Raw genomic sequence first — 16,904 nt, forward strand, 5'->3', positions numbered from 1 at the left:
GCAAGGGGGATGCTCCTAAAGACAAGAATTATGAATTATGAATTGTGAATTATAAATTTTGAATTAGGCTCGCTACGCGAAAATTTTGGATTATGGATTTTGAATGATAAGTGATAGTCTTACAGGCTTGTAAAAATTATTAACAGTTAAAATCATAATAAGCTTAGCACTTAACACTAACTTAGAACGTAGAACATAGAACGTAGAACATCATTTCCCTACAAACCCTTTATATTCCCCTAAAAACAGTTTGTTTTTACGTGCAATTTTTTTGGCAAAATTGTCGGCAAAGTTATTCATCTCATCAACACTTTCAAATGTTTCTAAGATAAAATTAGCTTCTTTCATAAACTCTGCATCCACCATATCACCAAACAAGAATAATTTTTGTAAATGTGCCGGTTTCATCAGCCTTGGCAGTCTTTGTGTCCCTCCAAAACCTGTAATTATTCCAAGCTTTGCTCCCGGATGAGCAAATTTACTCTTTTTAGTAGCAAGCCTAAAATCGCAGCTTGCAGCAAAATCAACCCCGCCACCCATACAAAATCCGTCAATCTCCCCAATTATTACCTGAGGGATACTGTCCATAAGTTTAAAAAGGGAGTTGCCAAGTATAGAAAACTTCTTTGCAGTAAATCCGCTGTATTTAATCATTTGTCTGATATCTGCACCTACGGCAAATGAGCCGCCGTGCCCTTTGACCCTTATCACCTTCGCCTGCGATATAGAAATCTCCTTAAAAGTCTCCCTTAATTTAATTATCGTAGGGATATTTAGGATATTAAATTTATCCTCGGGGAAAAGCTCTATCGTGGCTATTTCTTGTTCAATACTATACTTTATCATTTTATCTCCATATTTTTATTAACTATCCACTTCCCTTTTTTAGTACTACCTTCACGAATAAGAATACCTTTTTTCTTTAAAACACTTATGTAGCTTTTTGTAGATCTGAGGCTTTTACCAATAATATTACTAATTTCATTAATCGTCACATAGGGATTTTGCGCTATTATTTCAAGTATTTTTGTTGCAATTTCTGGTGCAATTTCTGGTGCAATTTCTGGTGCAACTTCTGGTGCAATATGACTCTGTGAATTAAATATTGTTACTTTAAAAAAATTATCTGTACTTTCGAAAATAGGCTCAGGCATAGAAGACTTTTTAAAAGCCTCAATGACTCTTTTAATCCCGGAGCCGTATTTTTCAATAAGTCCTGCTTCTTTAAAAATTGCCGCAATTAATTTATTTCTTGGTGTTGATACAAAATTTCCTTCTTTCAGGCTTTCTACTGTCAATCCTTCAGGTAGTCCACCAGGGTTAGTAAACTCAATTTTGTTATTGTAGATTTTTATGACTGAGTCATAACTACTTTTGTAGTCCCTGTGTACAATCATATTTAAAACTATCTCCCTGATCGCTTCCATAGGATAATCCCATTTTTCTTCCCGTTGAGGGTTACCTGAAAACACAAGTGCTTTGTTTGTATGTTTTGCAATAAAATTCATTATGAGTTCGACTTCAGAAAATAAGTCCTCTCTAATTGTCACATCATCTTTTATATTCGTCTCGTCTACAAACCTTCCCATTTCAATAGTAGAAACTATTGGACAGTCTTTTGCAAACAGCAGATATGCTCCAAAAGTAATCCTATTCTCCCTGATTGCTTGAAATTTTTTTAAAACAGTTAGTGGATCGTCAATTATTGGAAAAGCTCTTTTTTGATTTGTCATTGAAATAAAGCGATTGACTTTTTCTAAAGAAATATCTTCTATAGTATGTATAGAATCTTGAGAAAAATCCCAACTTGAATTTATCGTTTTAAGGTGCTCATCGGCAATTTCAATGGGGGACATTTGATGGTTCGAATTATTTATTCTTTTAAAATATCTACCTTTATAGCTTACTGGCTTAATCGGTTGTTCAATTATATGTAATATTGCAATAGATTTTCCACGGATGTCTATTTTTTCAATCTCTGGAATTATAGAAGGCGATGTTGATGTTTTTATTTGATTTATCCAATTTTGAAAAGTTTCATCATTTATGTTGATTCCTTTTATCTTACCATCATCTGTGATTCCAATAACAATTTTGCCGCCTTTTGTATTAGCAAAGGCACAAACTGACTCAATAGTTTCCCTATCAAAAGAAGACTTAAACTCAACAAATTCGGATTCACCTTGGCTTATTAGTATATTTAGTCTTTCTATATCCATTTTAATCTATTTTATCTCCTCAAAATCTTCCCACCTGTCTTTAAATTCCGGGCTCCTTTTTTCAAGGAAGGCGCTCATCCCTTCAATTTTATCGTTGCTTGCAAAAGCCACTGTAAAAGCATTTTGCTCAATAAGGAGTGCCTGATTAAAATCTGTTTCAAGTCCGTTATTGATGGTTTCTTTGGCAAGACCGATGGCAAAAAGGCTTTTTGACTCAAATTTTTCAAGGAGTAAGTTTAAATTTAGCTCAAGCTCATTTTTATCTTTGTAGGTGCTCAAAAATATCCCATATTGCTTGAGAAACTCTGCATCAACTTTTTCTCCGGTAAAAATTAAATATTTTGCAAGTGTTTCATGAGATTTTTTGGCAATTATCTGACTGCCGCCAAAACCGGGGATAAGTCCGAAATTTACCTCGTCAAATCCAAATCTTGCATCGCTTGTGGCAAGAATCAAATCGCAGGCAAGTACAATCTCAAAGCTACCGCCTAAAGTGTCGCCGCATACACAAGCAATTACAGGTTTTTTAATCTCTCGTATCTTTTTTATGATATTTTGGCCTAATTTAGCATAAATTTTTGATTCAGCTTCATTAAACTTGACAAGCTCATCGATAGGTGCACCTTTAGAAAAATATTCAAGCTCGCTTTTTATAACAATTACATCAACATTTTTATCCGTTTCACCCTTTTCAAGTGCAGAGTAAATTTGATTGAGCGTACTCATATTCAGTCTGTTTTCACCCGATTTGTTATTAAGTGATATAAAGAAAGCCCTTTTTGAAATCTCAGATTTAATCATTTTTCCTCTCCAAATTGAGTATTTGAAGTTACCCAAATTCATATTTTTATTTGTTGCTTATAGTAAAAAATATTGATATTTACAAGAAAATTAAACTTGGAGCGTGTCATGGCAAAGGTTAATCATAGGTCTATGCGACTTTTTGAAGACAAATTAACAGAAAGACAACAGGAATTTATAGATGATTTTTCAATGGCTTACAGCAATAAATTTGAATCTTCCAAAAAATGGATTCAGGAGAAAAGGTTTGTCTACTGTGACTGGATGAATGCCCTGACGTTTAAAAAGAGTATCAAAGAGCTTATTTTCCCCATATTTTCAAAGAGGTCAAAAGGGGCACATTTTGAAGATATAGATGGCAATCTGCTGACAGATATTGCCATGGGCTACGGCGTAAATTTTTGGGGGCACAACCCCGATTTTGTTAAAAAGGCGATTTCAGAAAGGCTTGAGCTTGGAGTTGAACTTGGCCCTCAGCTTAAATTGTCTGCTGAAGTTGCTGAGCTTATCTCTGAGCTGACAGGTGTAGAGCGGGTAGCTTTTTGTAACTCCGGGACTGAGGCTGTCATGACTACTATTCGTATTGCAAGAGGGAAAACGGGGAAAAATAAAATAGTAATATTTAAAGGCTCATATCACGGGACTTTTGACGGTGTGCTTGGCGTGGGAAATTTTAACAGTGTTAAGCCAATCTCTATCGGGACACCTGATAATTTTGTAAAAGATTTGTATGTGTTGGATTACGGGGCTTCTGAGTCGTTGGAGTTTATAAAGAAAAATATAAAAGAGATTGCGGCTGTAATAGTTGAGCCTGTACAGAGTAGAAACCCTGCCTTAAGACCTAAAGAATTTTTGCATAATTTAAGGGAGATAACTTCTACTACATATACTGCCCTTATTTTTGATGAAACAATTACAGGCTTTAGAATAAGTCCGGGAGGCGCTCAAAAATACTTTGACGTGATGGCTGACTTGGTGGTCTATGGTAAAGCGTTAGGCGGAGGAATGCCGATAAGTGCCGTTGCCGGTAAGGATGAATATATGCAGCTTTTGGACGGCGGGATGTGGCAATTTGGGGATAAAAGTGCACCGCACGATAATGTAATATTTCACGCAGGGACTTATTATAAGCATCCTCTATCTATTGCGGCGGCCAAAGCATCGTTGACGGAGATTAAAAAGAGGAAAAATAGTATATATGAAGAGATGCGTGCTAATATGGCATATCTTGCTGAATCATTAAATGGCTATTTTAAGGGTAAAAATATCCCCCTCAGGCTTGATTATTGTGAGTCGATGTTTAGATTCTTCGGGCTTGGAAGATATGACTTGACTCTGGAGCCTTTGGAGCTTGACTTACTGTTTAAAATATTGATTTACAACAATATCTACACATGGGAAAAAAGAACGTGTTTTATCTCTGCTGCACATACGAGGCAAGATATTGAAAGTATAATCAATGCTTTTAAATTATCTGTAGAAACATTGAGAACGGGTGGTTTTGAATTTATAATCGATTGATATAAAAACTTTTTTGAAATGAAAAAAAAAGTATTGACTTTTTTGTTAGGTTTATCTAACTTTCCTCGTAATTGATAGGAGGACGTATGACAGGTGCTCAAAAATATAAGGTTTTATTGGTAGGAAATCCCAATGTAGGGAAAAGTCTTTTATTTTACCATATTACAGGCAAATACGCTTCCGTTTCGAATTACCCGGGCACGACTGTATCTATAACAAAGGGGACTACAAAAATAGGCAGTCACCACGAGCTTGAGATTATTGATACGCCGGGCTTTTACAATATGATTACAATTACTGAAGAGGAGAATGTAACTAAAAAGATTATATTGGAAGAGAGGCCTGATGTAATACTTCATGTCATTGATGCTAAAAATATAGAAAGGATGCTCCCTTTGACGCTGCAATTATTGGAAGCAAATCTTCCTGTTATACTTGTACTTAATATGTATGATGAGCTTAAAACGAGAGGGCTTGATATCGAGCTTTCACACCTCGAGCATGACCTTGGTATTCCTGTGGTGTGTACTATTGCTACAAAGCGCTATGGACTTGATAACCTTATATCAAGGATAATTAGCGTTGCTGAAAAAAGGTATAAATACCAACCTATTACTGTGGAATATTCGGAAAATATAGAAAAAGCCATAACTGAAGTGGCCGGACTTATAAAAAGTGAATATCCAATTAGTAAAAGGAGCATTGCGACACTCCTTCTCCAAAATGACAACGAAGCGTACAATTTGCTGAAAGATAAGGAAAATATTGAAGAAATTAAAGCTAAGGTTAGTGAATTTTATGATAAAGATATAAATCTTCGCATTGCCTACGACCGGCACAAAATGGCTGCCGAAATAATTAAAGAGCATATATCGGAGGATAAAAGTGTTAAAAAAATTAAAATAACAGAATTATTAGATAAACTGACACTTCATCCTATATTTGGATTTTTCGCCGTATTTGTTATCTTATATTTTGGGTTTTATAAGTTTGTTGGCGGCTTTGGAGCAGGCACTCTTGTGGATTTGATTGAAACAAAAATATTTGAAGAGCTTATCAACCCTTATGTAAATGCTTTCTTTGGAAAAATTCTTGGTGACAGCATATTCTTTAATCTTTTTGCCGGAGATTACGGAATGATTACACTTGGGGTAAGATATGCCTTTGCAATTGTATTGCCTGTAGTGTCAACTTTTTTCTTGATGTTTTCGATAATTGAGGATTCAGGATTTTTGGTGAGAATCTCAATGCTCCTTGATAAAATATTGAAGAAAATCGGTCTGAGCGGAAGGTCAGTTATCCCTCTTATTTTAGGTCTTGGTTGCGGTACTATGGCTACTGTTGTCACAAGGACACTTGAGACTAAAAGGGAAAGATATTTGGTGACATTTCTCCTTGCCCTTACAATCCCCTGCTCTGCTCAGCTTGGAGTAATTTTAGGGCTTTTGGGGGACAGTTTTTCTATGCTTATGATTTGGTTTATTTCTATTTTGGTTATTTTCCTGATTTCAGGCTATGTCCTTAACAAATATACTAAAGGGGACGGGGCAACATTTTTTATGGAAGTACCGCCTATTAGGATGCCAAAATTTGGCAATGTAATGGTAAAAACCTTTTCGAGACTAAAATGGTATGCTTTTGAGATTATCCCTATATTTATCTATGTAAGTGCTCTGATATGGATAGGGAAGATTACAAAGATATTTGACTTTTTGACATATGTTTTGACATTCCCCGCAAAGTGGGCAGGCTTGCCTGACAAGATGGGGGAAATATTTTTATACGGTTTTTTCAGAAGGGATTTTGGAGCAGCGGGGCTATACGATATTCAGCATCTTATGACAAATAAGCAGATGGTGGTTGCTGCAGTAGTATTGACCCTTTTTGTCCCCTGTGTTGCACAGTTTGCTGTTATGATTAAGGAAAGGGGTGCCAAGACATCAGTGCTTATATTTTTGTCCGTAATACCATTTGCTTTTATATTCGGTATTTTATTAAATATGTTACTTACTGCTTGGGGGTATTAATGAATTTGAATGATGCCAGGGTTAAAGAAACTTATATTGTTGAAAACATTGATTCTTCTGATGTGGAATCGATGAAAAAACTTCTGTCTATGGGGATTTTGCCGGGGACAGAATTGAAAGTATTACAAAAAAATCCTACAATAATATTTGAAGTGTATCATAGCAGATTTGCAATTGATAACAAATTAGGAGAAAAAATTTATGTCAAAAAAAATAACGCATAGAGGCAAGGTCGTTAAGAAGATTGATGAAAATAAATACGTAGTGGAAGTGATGCCTATGTCTGCTTGCTCATCATGCTCTATGGGGGGGAGCTGCCATGGTGGAGAAACTTCTCAAAAGAGTTTTACCATAACATCTGACCAGAATATAGATATAAGCAGTGAAGTAATAATTTCGTTATCTAAAAAGAGCCTTCTTTTTTCTGTTTTGATGGCATATATCCTTCCTATTATTTTAATGCTTATAATAGCTGTGACAGTTGATAAAGTATTTTCAAAAGATATTGTTACAGCAGTCGTCTCCCTTGTTGTGCTCGGGATATATTTTGTAATATTAAGGGTTTATCTTAAAAGCTCCGGGCAGCTTAATATCTCGATTGAAAAAATAGAAAAATCTTAGGCGGCAAATAAAGTGAAGATTTCGGGAAATATTGTAGATGTTATAAAGGAAGAGATTTACCCCGGGTATATTGTGGTTGAAAATGGCAGAATACAGGATATTGTTAGGGAAAATTTAAAGTCGGACAAATTCATATTACCGGGATTTATTGATTCTCATATTCATATAGAAAGTTCAATGCTTCTTCCATACGAATTTGCAAGAATAGCCTCGACTCATGGGACTGTTGCCTGTGTGGCTGACCCACACGAGATTGCAAATGTATTAGGTAGAAAAGGTGTAGAATTTATGCACCAAAATGCACAAGGGTCTGCTATAAAAGTATATTTTGGTGTGCCATCTTGCGTCCCTGCTACAAATTATGAAACGGCAGGGGGCAAAATTGATATTGAAGATATAAAATATCTTTTTGAAAAATACGATTTAAAATTTTTAGGGGAGATGATGAACGTCCCCAGCGTAATTTATAATGACGAAAATGTGGCTGAAAAGATTGAAATTGCAAAAAAATTAAACAGAAAGATTGATGGGCATGCTCCAAAATTAAGAGGAGCAGATTTAAAAAAATATATTGAGGCAGGGATAGTTGCTGACCATGAGTCTGTAAGTATTGAGGAAGCTGAAGAAAAGATAAATCTTGGGATGAAAATTCAGATAAGGCAAGGCTCTGCTGCACAAGATTTCAGCACTCTTTACCCGTTGTTTGAGAAGTATCCTGATTATTGTATGTTTTGCTCCGATGACTTGCATCCTGATAACCTTGTGGATGGGCATATAAACCTTCTCGTGAAAAAGTCCGTGGAACTTGGTGTTGATATTTTTAAGGTACTAAAGGCTGCAACACTTAATCCCGTCAAACATTACGGACTTGATGTGGGGCTTTTGCAGGTAGGGGACAGTGCAGATTTTATTGTGGTTTCCGATTTGAAAAATTTTGAAGTACTAAGAACATACATAAATGGTGAAATTGTTGCCAGAAACGGTAGACCGGAGTACCCATATAAGTCATTTGAAAAGGTTAATAATTTTAAGAAATATAAATTAAGCCAGGAAGATTTTCAAATTAAAAGCGAAAAAGATATGGAAGTAAATGTTATCACTGTGCATGACAACAGTCTGATTACAAGCAGAGAAAGATTTAAGATAAATTCTATTGCAGGTGAGCTTGTCGCCGATACAAGTAGAGATACTTTAAAGATTGCGGTAGTAAATCGCTATGAAAAATCAAAACCTGCAGTAGGTTTTATTAAAAACTTCGGGCTAAAATCAGGGGCAATTGCTTCAAGCGTGGCACACGATTCACACAATATTGTCGCGGTAGGTTGTGACAATGACAGCCTTTGTCGTGTTGTAAATCTTATAATGGAAAATGAGGGTGGAATAAGTGCAAGTGACGGGGTGACAGATGAGATATTACCTTTATCATTTGCCGGTATTATGAGTGGTGATGATGGCTACAATGTAGCAAAAATGTATAAAAAACTTGATGTTATGGCAAAAAATATGGGGAGCAAGTTGACTTCACCATTTATGACACTTTCATTTATGGCACTTTTAGTTATCCCTGACCTTAAAATGAGTGATAAAGGCTTGTTTGATTCGCAAAATTTCAAATTTATAGGCCTTTAAGAATAAATTTATTTTTTAAAAGAGGTCTAATCTCTGACATCACCCCATTTTTTTATATAATTGACATTTAGTTACAATAATAATGCTTCCAAGATTTTGCATATTATTTTCATCCAAAAAAGCAACAATAACAACAAAATGGAGGCAATGTACGATAGGTAACTTGCTAAGAATGCGAAGGAAATATGAAAAGAAAGAAGAGTGTACTCATGGCATAAGAGTGTAAAAAATGGGGTGATAGCAGATTTTAATATGTTGCAACAGAATAGTTTTTTAACTATAAAAAGAAAAAACCACGGGTTCGTCACCGCTACATTCGTAGCGTGAGAGGATTTGCCCGTGGGCTGCATTACTAAGTATAAGAAAAATGAGGTAAAATGCAAGCTAATTTTTCGACATCTATCAGAACATATTTATCAAACGATAGATTAACACCTTACGAGAAAATATTAAAAACAAAAGATGATAAAATAATCTTATCCCATTATATATGGAATATAAAGTTGTCAGAATGCTTTTATCCTTTGTTACAAATTCTGGAAATTTCTTTAAGAAACAGTATTAATAATGCAATTATTGATTATTTTGGATTTGATGATTGGTATGAAGATAAATACGGCATATTAGAAAAAAATGAATTAGTACTTGTATCAAAAGCTAAAGATGAAATAACAAAAAGGACTGAAGATTTGACAAAAGGTAAAATTATTGCGGAACTTAACTTTGGTTTTTGGACAAGTTTATTTAACAAGAGATATGATGTTAAATTATGGCATAAAATCATCAAAAAAGTTTTTCCTGATTTGCTAAGAAAAAATAGAAACCGCAAATACCTTTCTCGGAAACTCAATGAAATAAGGAAATTAAGAAATAGAATATTTCACCATGAACCCATATGGAATAATGTTGGATTAAAGGAGATTCATGATGATATCGTAGAAGTAATTGGAGGCATAGATACTCATATAAAAAAGATGGTGATACTTTTAGATAATTTTGATCATATTTATGATAAACAATTTCAAATAAAACAGATAGAAAGCCAGATAGGTGATTTGTTTATTAAGGAGGCTTGAATTCTTTTGGTATCACCCCATTTTTTTATATAATTGACATTTAGTCACAATAATAATGCTTCCAAGATGTTGCATATTATTTTCATCCAAAAAAGCAACAATAACAACAAAATGGAGGAAATGTACGGTAGATAACTTGCTAAGAATGCGAAGGAAATATGAAAAGAAAGAAGAGTGTACACATGGCATAAGAGTGCAAAAAATGGGGTGGCTGCAGGTCTAATTTGTAATGACATTTATTAAAAATTATATTATTAAGTCTTTATGAAAGAGATATTACTATTTTTAGTTGGCATTTTGACCGGGTTTGTTAATGTGATTGCCGGCGGCGGCTCATTTTTAACGATACCTCTTCTTATTTTTATGGGGCTCCCCCCTACCGTGGCAAATGGGACAAACAGATTAGGTATTTTTCTCCAAAGTCTTTTTGCTGTAAGAAAATTTCATCAATATGGTGTTTTCCCCGTAAAATTTGCGATTTTTGCGGCTATCCCTGCTACTTTGGGGAGCTTGCTTGGGGCATATTGGGCTACTATTATCAGTGAGAATTCATTTAAAAAATATCTTGCAATCTTGATGATAGTTATCACTCTAATAACATTGTATAATCCTCTTAATAAATTAAAGACTAAGCAGGATGAAGATTTTTCTTTAAGAAGAAAAATTGTAATCTTTATTGTGTTTTTTCTTATCGGAATTTATGGAGGTTTTATACAGGCAGGTGTTGGTTTCTTGATTTTGGCAGGTATGATGCTGACAGGGTATGACCTTGTAGCAGGTAATGCTGTTAAGACGTTTGTAATACTTATTTTTACACTATTTGCACTTGTAATATTTATAATGAATGCAAAAGTAAATTTTACCTTGGGGCTTATCCTCGGTGCTGGAAGCATAATAGGTGCTAATTTAGGCACAACAGTAAGTGTAAAAAAAGGGAATAAATTTATTCAATATTTTGTCACGGTTTGCATCATCATCTTTGCAGTAAAACTCCTCTTCTATAAATAACTAACTGTTAAGTGCTAAGTAGTAAGTAATTCGTAAACCGTGAGTCGTTATTCATAAATCGAGATTCGAATTTCGTTATTCGGCTTTCGGTTTACGTTTTGTAACGTTTACACGTTTTAACCTTGAACCTTGAACCTTGAACATAGAACATAGAACGTTGAACTTTTGACCTTGAACTTTCCTTCTTGATTTATTTCAAAGTTTGCTTATATATACCCCCATAGGGTATACAATGTGAGGCGAATATGAAAAGTTATAGTTTATCTGTAAAAGGGATGACTTGTGCGGCTTGCGCAAGAAGAATTGAGGTGATGCTTAAAAAGCTCCCAAACATACATAATCCAAATGTAAATCTGACTACGGAAAAGGTTGTCTTTGAAGCGGAAGATTCCGTTGAACTCAATGATATTGTTAATAAGATTGAAGGTTTGGGCTATGAAGTCGAGAAGGAAAAGGTAGAGTTTGATATTAAGGGGATGACTTGTGCGGCTTGTTCAAACAGGATAGAAAAGCAGGTTGCAAAAATGCCGGGTGTTTTGAGCTCGGTAGTAAATCTTACTATGGCCAAAGGGACTTTTTACGTATTAAAAGGTGTTCAAAATGAGACTCAAATAGCTGAAAAAATAACCAAACTCGGATATGAACCAAACTTGGTAAAAAATAAGATTTTGCAAGAAAGCGATAAATCAGTGAAAGAAAAAAGATTCAAGCTCACATTGTCCATTGCCTTTTCTATACCGTTTCTTTTGGCAATGTTTGATATGATGTTTAAATTGTATCTTATACCTGATTTCTTGTCCAATAAATATTTTCAACTTTTCCTTGCAACAATTGTTCAGTTTTATTGCGGTTTTCAATTTTATAAAGGGGCTTATGCCAATCTGAAACATTTTAGTGCAAATATGGATGTGTTGGTAGCTCTTGGTACATCAGCCGCCTACTTTTTTAGTGTGTATAATATCTTTGCCGGCGGGCACTTGTATTTTGAGACTTCGGCGATTTTAATTACATTGATACTGTTGGGTAAATACCTTGAAGAAAGAGCAAAAGGGAAAACAAAAGAAGCTATATCAAAGCTTATAGATTTGACTCCGAAGAAAGCAAGAGTAATAAAAGACGGAGTAGAAAAAGAAATTTTGACTGAAGAAGTGATAGAAGGTGATATTGTCATTGTAAGACCGGGGGAAAAATTGCCTGTAGATGGGGTTATCGTAGAAGGTGAAACATATATAGATGAATCAATGATTACCGGGGAGAGTGTTCCGGTTAAAAAAGGGGTCGGCGAAGAGGTTATCGGGGCGACCGTCAATAAGAACAATACTTTTAAATACAAGGCGACAAAGGTCGGGCAAGATACTATGCTTGCTCAGATAGTTAAAATTATTGAAGAAGCCCAAAGTTCAAAAGCTCCTATACAAAGATTTGCCGATGTCATTTCCGGCTATTTTGTCCCGACAGTTATTGGGATATCGATTTTAACCTTTGTCTATTGGTACTTTATTGGTAGCAATCATGACTTTAACTTAAGTATAATCAATATGGTGGCAGTCCTTGTTATTGCTTGCCCTTGTGCCCTTGGGCTTGCCACACCCACATCCATAATGGTTGGGACAGGAAAAGCAGCGGAAAGCGGGATACTTTTTAAAGGGGGAGAATACCTTGAAAAATTGCATAAGGTAACTGCTGTTGTGTTTGATAAGACGGGGACGATTACGATAGGTAAGCCTGTTGTGACAAATATTTTAGCTGAAGATAAAGATTTTACATTAAAATTAGCGGCATCTGTTGAAAGATATTCGGAGCATCCGATTGCTGAGGCTATAGTTAATCATTATAAGGGTGAGTTACTGAATGTGTTAAATGTAGAGGCTGTGCCCGGCAAAGGTATAAAAGGCGAGCTTGATGACAAGACTGTTTTGGTTGGCTCAAAAAAATTTATAGAGGAGCAAATAAAAGGCACTTTTGCAGATGAGTCAAATCCTACCGTTGGCACTAAGGTGTATGTTGCTCTTGACGGAAAATATTTGGGAGCTATTACCGTTAAAGATGAGATAAAAGCTTCTTCGGTAAAAGGGATAAATATTTTAAAAGATAAAGGGTTAAAACTTTATATGCTAACCGGAGATAATAAGGAAGTGGCAAATGAGATAGCTAAAAAAGCAAATATAGACAACGTAATAGCGGAAGTGTTGCCTGACCAAAAGGCTGATAAGATTAAAGAGCTTCAAAATAATGGAGAAATTGTGGCAATGGTTGGGGATGGTATTAATGATGCACCGGCGCTTGCCGTAGCCGACATAGGTATTGCAATTGGCACAGGTACGGATATAGCTATTGAGGCTGCTGATATTACTCTTGTAAAAGGGGATATTCTTGGGGTAGCAAAGAGTATCGAGCTTAGTAAAGCGGTGATAAGAAATATAAAACAAAATCTTTTTTGGGCACTTATTTATAACATTATTGGCATACCTATAGCAGCATCAGGTTTTTTAAACCCTATTGTGGCTGGAGCTGCAATGGCATTTAGTTCCGTCTCTGTTGTCAGCAACGCGCTAAGGCTGAAAAGATGGAAATTTGAAAGTAGTAATGAGTGATTTGTTATGAATATAAACAAACACCAAGGAGGAAAAAGATGAAAGAGGTCAAAATCACAGTAAACGGGATGAGTTGCCACCATTGTAAAAATGCAGTGGAATCAGCTCTCAAAAATCTTGACGGAGTAGAAAATGCTGAAGTAAACTTAGCAGAAAAAAGTGTAAAAGTCGTATTTGATGACGCCGTAGCAAATCTTGAAAAAATCTACTCTGAAATAGAAGAAGCAGGATACGAGCCTGTAAAATAAGTAAAAAAGGCGGAAAACTTCTTCCGCCTTTATCTGTTTAAAATATCGGCTACTTTCTTAGCCCAAAGACACATATCTTCTTGAGAACCATAAGCTTTGTGCGGTATTCCAAACTTTATCCCATCCTCTTTGTATCGTGGAATGATATGAATGTGGGAATGAAAGACCTCTTGTCCGCCTGCTTCCTCAACATTTTGAATAATATTAAAACCGTCACATTTATATGCCTGTTTCATAGCAGTTGTAATATTTTTGATGACGGGATATATTTTTTCAGACACATCATCCGGAGCATCAAGAACGTTTACAAAGTGCTTTTTTGGTATCAAAAGGGCGTGACCAAGATTAACCGGTCTGATGTCAAGAATAGCGACAAAATTTTCGTCTTCATAGAATCTGCTGCACGGAAGATTCCCTTTTATTAGGTTACAAAATATACAGTCCATTATTCCTCCTTAGTTTAAAGGCTTTATTTTTTGAGTAATTTATAATATCATTTTAACACAATAAAAATCTTTTAAAAGGGGTAATTTTTGAAAAAATTAGTGTTTGACTTGGATAATACTCTGTATAACCCCTCTTCCGGTGTTTTGAATGAAATCGATAAGCGTATAAACGTATTTATGAAAGAAGTTTTAGAACTTGATGGTGTTGATGAATTAAGGATTTTTTATAGGAATACTTACGGCACTACTTTGCTTGGGCTTATGAGGCACTATAAGGTAAAACCTCAAGATTATCTGGATTTTGTACATGATATAGATTATGCCAATCTGCTTGGCAAAGATTGTAAGCTAATAGAAGTCTTAAAAGATATAGACGGTGAGAAGATAATATTTACAAACGGCTCTCGTTTGCATGCTATCAATACTCTTTCAAGTTTGGGGATATTGGAGCAGTTTGTAGAAATTTTTTCCATTGAAGACTACCTTGAATTTCCGAAACCTTTTGAGCCCGCATATTTGAAACTTATTGATAAACTAAGTATTAACCCTAAAGAGTCAATTTATTTTGAAGATTCTCATAGAAATTTAAATGCATCAAAAAAGTTCGGGTTTAAAACCGCACTTGTGTGGAGTGAATCGGAAGACTTTGATTATTCATTTAATACTATCTATGATATAATTAGATTAAAATCATCAGGGGAAGTCAATGTCGGATAAAAAATTAAATAAGGTGTATGAGTTTTTTTCTCATAATGTCAGGACATTTACTACAGAAATAGTTACCACGATAGAATGCCTTAAGGTAGGTTTTGTAGAGACTGAAAGTGAAGAGTTTGATATTGTGTATGAGGCAGCTTACCTTTTGGATTTATATGATATAGGCCTTAATATAGTATTTAAATATTTAAGTGGTGATGAGAGTGTCAATAAGGAAAAAGTCAGCGTCAAGGAAATTACCGAAGAGTTTTTAAAATCAGTAAACGGATATATTACAAGTAGTGAGCTTAATATTGTGAAAGATTATCAAAATGATACAGTGCTAACTGATAATTTTATTTTTAAAAATATATACAAAATAATCCTTTATGAGTTTATAAAGCTTGCTTCAGGAGCTTTAAATATTTCTCTGGCGGAAAAGATAGAGATTAGCAGTGAAAAACTTAATGATAAATATCCTGAAATCTTCAGCTTATTTGGTCAAATTTTAAATAGCGTTGGTGTAAAATTTACTATGACAGATAACAAAATTATTTTGGAGCAGTTAAAATGAAGGTATTGATAGCAGATGATGAATTGCGACTGAGAAAGGTCGTGTCATTGCATTTGAAAAAGAGTGGACTTGATGTGATAGAAGTTTCTAACGGGGCTCAGGCCCTTGAAAGGGCTAAAGAAGAATCGCCTGACGTGATAGTGCTTGATGTGATGATGCCGGAGCTAAATGGTCTTGAGACTTTGGAAAGGATAAAGGGGGATAGTTCGTTAAAAGATATTCCTGTAATTATGCTTTCAGCTAAGGCTACCCAAGATGATATAAAAAAAGGGGTAGAGCTTGGAGCAACTTCTTATCTCACAAAGCCTTTTAGCCCAAAGCAGCTGTTGGAGGAAATCTATAAATTTAAGAGTGAATAATGTATCAAGTATATTTTGAAGGTGATAATCAAACTTTTTTGGATATTTACAGGCAGCTTAAAGACACATTTTCCTTTGTGCAAGATGCTGCCATTGCCGATATAGTTCTGTTTGAAGCAAAAAGTGCTGAAGATATAAGTAAATTGGATGGATTGAAATATTCAAAGGTATTTGTTATTCTTGATAAACCGGATAGAGAAATTATTCTCAAATTAAAACAGTATAAAATTGCAGGAATACTTTCTAAGCCGATAAAGCAAGACATATTGCTGGAAAAAATGCAGTCTTTTGGCACAAATATCGACTTACAAGAGCTGCTTAAGTATGAAACCCTAAAAGCTAAAATTATTGCAAAGGCTACGAGTATACCACCACTGCCAAAAGTGGCACGAGAGCTTATTGCTATGTCTTCAAAAGAGAATGTAGAAATTAACGATATTGTGGCAAAGATAAAAACTGATCAGGGTGTTGCTTCTAAAGTATTAAAGATTATTAATTCACCTTTTTATGGGATGAGACGAGAAATAACAAGCATAGAAAGGGCTACAATATATCTTGGTCTTGGGACGGTAAAAAATATTGCAATTTCTCTTTCTACAGCCGAGATGTTTAATAAAAACTTTTCGCTTTACGGGACAAGTGGTCAAAAGATGTGGGAGCATTCTTTTATAACAGCAAGGCTTTGTGAAGAGATAGCAAATCTTTCAAAACAAAAGCTTGATAGCGATGCACTTTACTTGGCTGGGCTTTTTCATGACATAGGGAAGGCTATTTTGGTCGATTTTATTTATGAAAAAGTTACAGGAGCAGCGGACGAAAAAAGGCAATTGGGCCTAAACCATATTGATGTTGCTATGATTATTTTAAAAAAATGGAATATTGCCGAACAAATTATTTTTTGGGTCAAAAACCACCATGAATTTAGCCCCGAAATAAATTCTGCCATATTGTATTTTGCAAATATCATTGCAAATGATCCTGAAATGATAGGAGAGTGCAGCGAAGATATTTCCAAAATAATCGGAGTAGATAAAGAATTATTCTTAAAGAAAATAGAAGACTTTTTATCTGAGGAGGAAGGTTAG

General features: G+C 34.9%; 17 protein-coding genes. 13 read left to right on the forward strand and 4 right to left on the reverse strand.

The genetic code is table 11. The features are described 5' to 3' along the window. Positions 1 to 210: 210 nt before the first annotated feature. The 3 genes from LF845_RS07450 to LF845_RS07460 are packed head-to-tail and all read right to left on the reverse strand — an operon-like array spanning position 211 to position 3,020. Positions 211 to 846, reverse strand: coding sequence for an enoyl-CoA hydratase/isomerase family protein (locus tag LF845_RS07450; protein WP_242820383.1), 636 nt, complete (start codon positions 844 to 846; stop codon positions 211 to 213). Further along, entirely contained in the window at positions 843 to 2,219 is a 1,377-nt protein-coding gene (locus LF845_RS07455; protein ID WP_242820384.1) for an RNA-binding domain-containing protein, read from the reverse strand. The genes LF845_RS07450 and LF845_RS07455 overlap by 4 nt, the downstream gene beginning before the upstream one ends. A gap of 6 nt (positions 2,220 to 2,225) precedes the next feature. Further along, a complete protein-coding gene (locus tag LF845_RS07460) occupies positions 2,226 to 3,020 on the reverse strand; it encodes an enoyl-CoA hydratase/isomerase family protein (protein WP_242820385.1) in 795 nt (264 codons plus the stop codon). 108 nt (positions 3,021 to 3,128) lie between these two features. Between LF845_RS07460 and LF845_RS07465 the strand changes: the two genes are divergently transcribed. The 9 genes from LF845_RS07465 to LF845_RS07505 all read left to right on the forward strand — a co-directional run bounded on the left by LF845_RS07465 (position 3,129) and on the right by LF845_RS07505 (position 13,744). Next, positions 3,129 to 4,541, forward strand: a complete 1,413-nt coding sequence (locus LF845_RS07465; RefSeq protein WP_242820386.1) for an aspartate aminotransferase family protein — start codon at positions 3,129 to 3,131, stop codon at positions 4,539 to 4,541. A gap of 86 nt (positions 4,542 to 4,627) precedes the next feature. Next, positions 4,628 to 6,568, forward strand: coding sequence for a ferrous iron transport protein B (gene feoB, locus LF845_RS07470; protein ID WP_242820387.1), 1,941 nt, complete (start codon positions 4,628 to 4,630; stop codon positions 6,566 to 6,568). Further along, positions 6,568 to 6,792 (forward strand): FeoA family protein, encoded by a 225-nt coding sequence (locus tag LF845_RS07475; RefSeq protein WP_242820388.1) that lies wholly within the window; start codon positions 6,568 to 6,570, stop codon positions 6,790 to 6,792. Before feoB ends, LF845_RS07475 begins: the two co-directional genes overlap by 1 nt. Further along, the gene (locus LF845_RS07480; protein WP_242820389.1) at positions 6,770 to 7,189 is read left to right on the forward strand and encodes a SoxR reducing system RseC family protein; all 420 of its coding nucleotides are present in this window, start codon (positions 6,770 to 6,772) and stop codon (positions 7,187 to 7,189) included. Before LF845_RS07475 ends, LF845_RS07480 begins: the two co-directional genes overlap by 23 nt. Positions 7,190 to 7,201: 12 nt before the next feature. Beyond that, entirely contained in the window at positions 7,202 to 8,818 is a 1,617-nt protein-coding gene (gene ade, locus LF845_RS07485) for an adenine deaminase (protein ID WP_242820390.1), read from the forward strand. 377 nt (positions 8,819 to 9,195) lie between these two features. Then, complete coding sequence (locus LF845_RS07490; RefSeq protein ID WP_242820391.1) at positions 9,196 to 9,894, forward strand: Abi family protein; 699 nt, start codon at positions 9,196 to 9,198, stop codon at positions 9,892 to 9,894. 264 nt (positions 9,895 to 10,158) lie between these two features. Then, positions 10,159 to 10,902, forward strand: a complete 744-nt coding sequence (locus LF845_RS07495) for a sulfite exporter TauE/SafE family protein (protein WP_242820392.1) — start codon at positions 10,159 to 10,161, stop codon at positions 10,900 to 10,902. Positions 10,903 to 11,147: 245 nt separating this feature from the next. Then, positions 11,148 to 13,496 (forward strand): heavy metal translocating P-type ATPase, encoded by a 2,349-nt coding sequence (locus tag LF845_RS07500; RefSeq protein ID WP_242820393.1) that lies wholly within the window; start codon positions 11,148 to 11,150, stop codon positions 13,494 to 13,496. Between the two features lie 38 nt (positions 13,497 to 13,534). Then, a complete protein-coding gene (locus LF845_RS07505) occupies positions 13,535 to 13,744 on the forward strand; it encodes a copper ion binding protein (RefSeq protein WP_242820394.1) in 210 nt (69 codons plus the stop codon). 29 nt (positions 13,745 to 13,773) lie between these two features. Here the strand turns inward: LF845_RS07505 and LF845_RS07510 are convergent, their stop codons facing one another. Further along, positions 13,774 to 14,190 (reverse strand): HIT family protein, encoded by a 417-nt coding sequence (locus LF845_RS07510; RefSeq protein ID WP_242820395.1) that lies wholly within the window; start codon positions 14,188 to 14,190, stop codon positions 13,774 to 13,776. A gap of 87 nt (positions 14,191 to 14,277) precedes the next feature. On the opposite strand from LF845_RS07510, the gene LF845_RS07515 reads away from it, so the two are divergent. Genes LF845_RS07515 through LF845_RS07530 form a run of 4 tightly spaced genes read left to right on the forward strand, consistent with a single transcriptional unit; the run spans position 14,278 to position 16,904 of the window. Beyond that, entirely contained in the window at positions 14,278 to 14,907 is a 630-nt protein-coding gene (locus tag LF845_RS07515; RefSeq protein ID WP_242820396.1) for a pyrimidine 5'-nucleotidase, read from the forward strand. Then, entirely contained in the window at positions 14,897 to 15,460 is a 564-nt protein-coding gene (locus LF845_RS07520; protein WP_242820397.1) for a hypothetical protein, read from the forward strand. Before LF845_RS07515 ends, LF845_RS07520 begins: the two co-directional genes overlap by 11 nt. Then, positions 15,457 to 15,819 carry a response regulator gene (locus LF845_RS07525; protein WP_242820398.1) on the forward strand — a complete coding sequence of 121 codons (363 nt, stop codon included), beginning with the start codon at positions 15,457 to 15,459 and terminating at the stop codon, positions 15,817 to 15,819. The genes LF845_RS07520 and LF845_RS07525 overlap by 4 nt, the downstream gene beginning before the upstream one ends. Beyond that, entirely contained in the window at positions 15,819 to 16,904 is a 1,086-nt protein-coding gene (locus LF845_RS07530; RefSeq protein WP_242820399.1) for an HDOD domain-containing protein, read from the forward strand. Before LF845_RS07525 ends, LF845_RS07530 begins: the two co-directional genes overlap by 1 nt.

The organism is Deferrivibrio essentukiensis (genome assembly GCF_020480685.1).
Classification (GTDB): Bacteria; Chrysiogenota; Deferribacteres; order Deferribacterales; family Deferrivibrionaceae; genus Deferrivibrio; species Deferrivibrio essentukiensis.

Excerpts from the sequence above, each read along its gene's own strand:
- feoB (WP_242820387.1), top strand. The coding sequence starts at position 4,628 with ATGACAGGTGCTCAAAAATATAAGGTTTTATTGGTAGGAAATCCCAAT.
- LF845_RS07460 (WP_242820385.1), bottom strand. The coding sequence starts at position 3,020 with ATGATTAAATCTGAGATTTCAAAAAGGGCTTTCTTTATATCACTTAAT.
- LF845_RS07490 (WP_242820391.1), top strand. The coding sequence starts at position 9,196 with ATGCAAGCTAATTTTTCGACATCTATCAGAACATATTTATCAAACGAT.
- LF845_RS07530 (WP_242820399.1), top strand. The coding sequence starts at position 15,819 with ATGTATCAAGTATATTTTGAAGGTGATAATCAAACTTTTTTGGATATT.
- LF845_RS07480 (WP_242820389.1), top strand. The coding sequence starts at position 6,770 with ATGTCAAAAAAAATAACGCATAGAGGCAAGGTCGTTAAGAAGATTGAT.
- LF845_RS07510 (WP_242820395.1), bottom strand. The coding sequence starts at position 14,190 with ATGGACTGTATATTTTGTAACCTAATAAAAGGGAATCTTCCGTGCAGC.
- LF845_RS07500 (WP_242820393.1), top strand. The coding sequence starts at position 11,148 with ATGAAAAGTTATAGTTTATCTGTAAAAGGGATGACTTGTGCGGCTTGC.
- LF845_RS07495 (WP_242820392.1), top strand. The coding sequence starts at position 10,159 with ATGAAAGAGATATTACTATTTTTAGTTGGCATTTTGACCGGGTTTGTT.
- LF845_RS07475 (WP_242820388.1), top strand. The coding sequence starts at position 6,568 with ATGAATTTGAATGATGCCAGGGTTAAAGAAACTTATATTGTTGAAAAC.
- LF845_RS07465 (WP_242820386.1), top strand. The coding sequence starts at position 3,129 with ATGGCAAAGGTTAATCATAGGTCTATGCGACTTTTTGAAGACAAATTA.
- LF845_RS07505 (WP_242820394.1), top strand. The coding sequence starts at position 13,535 with ATGAAAGAGGTCAAAATCACAGTAAACGGGATGAGTTGCCACCATTGT.
- LF845_RS07520 (WP_242820397.1), top strand. The coding sequence starts at position 14,897 with ATGTCGGATAAAAAATTAAATAAGGTGTATGAGTTTTTTTCTCATAAT.
- LF845_RS07450 (WP_242820383.1), bottom strand. The coding sequence starts at position 846 with ATGATAAAGTATAGTATTGAACAAGAAATAGCCACGATAGAGCTTTTC.
- LF845_RS07455 (WP_242820384.1), bottom strand. The coding sequence starts at position 2,219 with ATGGATATAGAAAGACTAAATATACTAATAAGCCAAGGTGAATCCGAA.
- LF845_RS07525 (WP_242820398.1), top strand. The coding sequence starts at position 15,457 with ATGAAGGTATTGATAGCAGATGATGAATTGCGACTGAGAAAGGTCGTG.